The organism is Pseudonocardia sp. SID8383, from assembly GCF_009864975.1.
GTDB lineage: Bacteria > Actinomycetota > Actinomycetes > Mycobacteriales > Pseudonocardiaceae > Pseudonocardia > Pseudonocardia alni.
Window position 1 is genome coordinate 1 of record NZ_WWFY01000462.1, and the last position, 2,010, is coordinate 2,010.

4 protein-coding genes are annotated in these 2,010 nt (G+C 75.7%); all 4 read left to right on the plus strand.

Annotation, left to right across the window (positions count from 1 at the left end; genetic code table 11):
* The coding region (locus GTW08_RS11315; RefSeq protein WP_161151882.1) for a DAK2 domain-containing protein at positions 1 to 187 on the plus strand (187 nt) is incomplete at its 5' end.
* Positions 184 to 690: a ribose-5-phosphate isomerase gene (locus GTW08_RS11320; RefSeq protein WP_073575825.1), complete on the plus strand. Its 507-nt coding sequence runs from the start codon at positions 184 to 186 to the stop codon at positions 688 to 690. The genes GTW08_RS11315 and GTW08_RS11320, both read left to right, overlap by 4 nt.
* Positions 690 to 1,412: a GolD/DthD family dehydrogenase gene (locus GTW08_RS11325; protein WP_073575826.1), complete on the plus strand. Its 723-nt coding sequence runs from the start codon at positions 690 to 692 to the stop codon at positions 1,410 to 1,412. The genes GTW08_RS11320 and GTW08_RS11325 overlap by 1 nt, the downstream gene beginning before the upstream one ends.
* 76 nt (positions 1,413 to 1,488) lie before the next feature.
* Positions 1,489 to 2,010 (plus strand): DUF2334 domain-containing protein (locus GTW08_RS11330; RefSeq protein WP_161151883.1); only part of this gene is annotated, 522 nt, incomplete at its 3' end.

Sequence of the window (2,010 nt, forward strand, 5' to 3'; positions counted from 1 at the left end):
GTGGACGGCCGCCGCCGCGACCGCGACCACCGCTGCCGGCGCGACCGCCGACCTCCGGCCCCGGATCGGCCGGGCCCGCCCGCTGGCCGAGAAGAGCGTGGGCACACCCGACGCCGGGGCGACCAGCCTCGGCCTGATCGTCACGGCCGTCGCCGACGTCCTGACATCGCAGAAGGAGCAGACGTGAGCGAGAAGCTGCGCATCGTGGTCGGCGCCGACGACGCCGGCTACGAGTACAAGGAGCGCCTGAAGGCCGACCTGGAGGCCGACGACCGCGTCGCCGAGGTGGTCGACGTCGGCGTCGCCGCCGACGGGCACACGGCCTACCCGCACATCGGCGTCGCCGCCGCCCGCAAGGTCGCCGACGGCGAGGCCGACCGCGGCCTGCTCGTCTGCGGGACCGGGCTCGGCGTCGCGATCTCGGCGAACAAGGTGCCCGGCATCCGCGCGGTCACCGCGCACGACCCGTTCTCCGTCGAGCGCTCGGTGAAGTCCAACAACGCGCAGGTCCTGTGCATGGGCCAGCGCGTGGTCGGGATCGAGCTGGCCCGCATGCTGGTCGCCGGCTGGCTGGACCACCGGTTCGACCCGGGCAGCGCGTCGGCGGAGAAGGTCGCCGCGCTCGACTCCTACGACCGGCGCGACGGCGAGCGCCTCGCCGAGGCGGAGACCGTCGGGACGGACTGCTGATGTTCGACCTCACCGGCTCGGTCGCCCTCGTCACCGGAGCGGCGTCCGGGATCGGGGCGGAGGTGGCCCGCGCACTCGCCGGGCAGGGCGCCGTGGTCGCCGCCGCGGACCTGCGCACCGACGGCGTCCCGGAGGTCTGCGCGTCGGCGCACGTCGTCGACGTCGCGGACCCCGACGCCGCGGCGGCCTGCGTCGAGGAGGTCGTCGCCCGGCACGGCCGGGTCGACGTACTGGTCAACTCGGCCGGGATCGCGCTGCTCGCCCCCGCCCTGGAGCTGCGGATCGAGGACTGGCGCCGCACCCTGGACGTCAACCTCACCGGCTCCTGGCTGATGGCGCGCGCCGCGGGCCGGGTCATGGTGGAGCGCGGGTACGGGCGGATCGTGAACCTCGCCTCGCAGGCGGCGAGCAGCGGGCTGGAACAGCACGCCGCCTACTGCGCGTCCAAGGCAGGGATCAACGGGCTCACCCGCACCCTCGCCGTCGAGTGGGGACCGCACGGGGTGACGGTGAACGCGGTGTCGCCGACGGTCGTGCTCACCGACCTGGGTCGCGCGGCGTGGGACAACCCGGCCGGGGACGCGCACCGCGCCGAGATCCCGGCGCGACGGTTCGCCGAGCCGTCGGAGGTCGCCGCGGCCGTCGTGTACCTGGCCTCGGCGGAGGCCGCGATGGTCAACGGCGCCGAACTACGGGTGGACGGCGGGTTCACGGCCCGCTGAGAACGCCCGCCGATCGTCGTCCGCGCGATCCGGTGACTCCACGCGGGGTTCACCTCGGTCGGGTCGGATGGGGTCCATGAGCACGCTGCTGGTCTCGCTGTCCGGCCTGACCGACTCCGACGACGCCGACCGCGCCCGAGCCGCCGCGTTCGCCGCGGAGCTGGACCGGCGCGGCGTGCCGCTGACCCACCTCGTGCAGCCCAAGGGGCCCGACGGGCCGCTGCGCCGCGGCGACGACCTGGTCCGCTGGATCGCCGGCCGCGTCCGCGCCGGGGACGACCTGCTCCTGCACGGTTTCGACCACACGAGCGACCCGGTGGGCGCCTGGCAGAACGGCTCCGTACCGCGGATCGGGCGCCGCACCGAGTTCGGGGCGCTGCCCCGGCACGAGGCCGGCCTGCGGCTGACCGGCGCCCGGCGGATCCTGCTCGCGACCGGGCTGTCCACCGACGGCTTCGCCCCGCCCGGCTGGATCGCCTCCGACGGCACCCTCGACGCGCTCGCCGACCTCGGTTTCGGCCTCTGCGCCGACGAGACGACCGTCCGCGCGACCGGCGGTCCGGTGCTGCACGCGCGCGTGCTGACCTTCCGGGCGTCC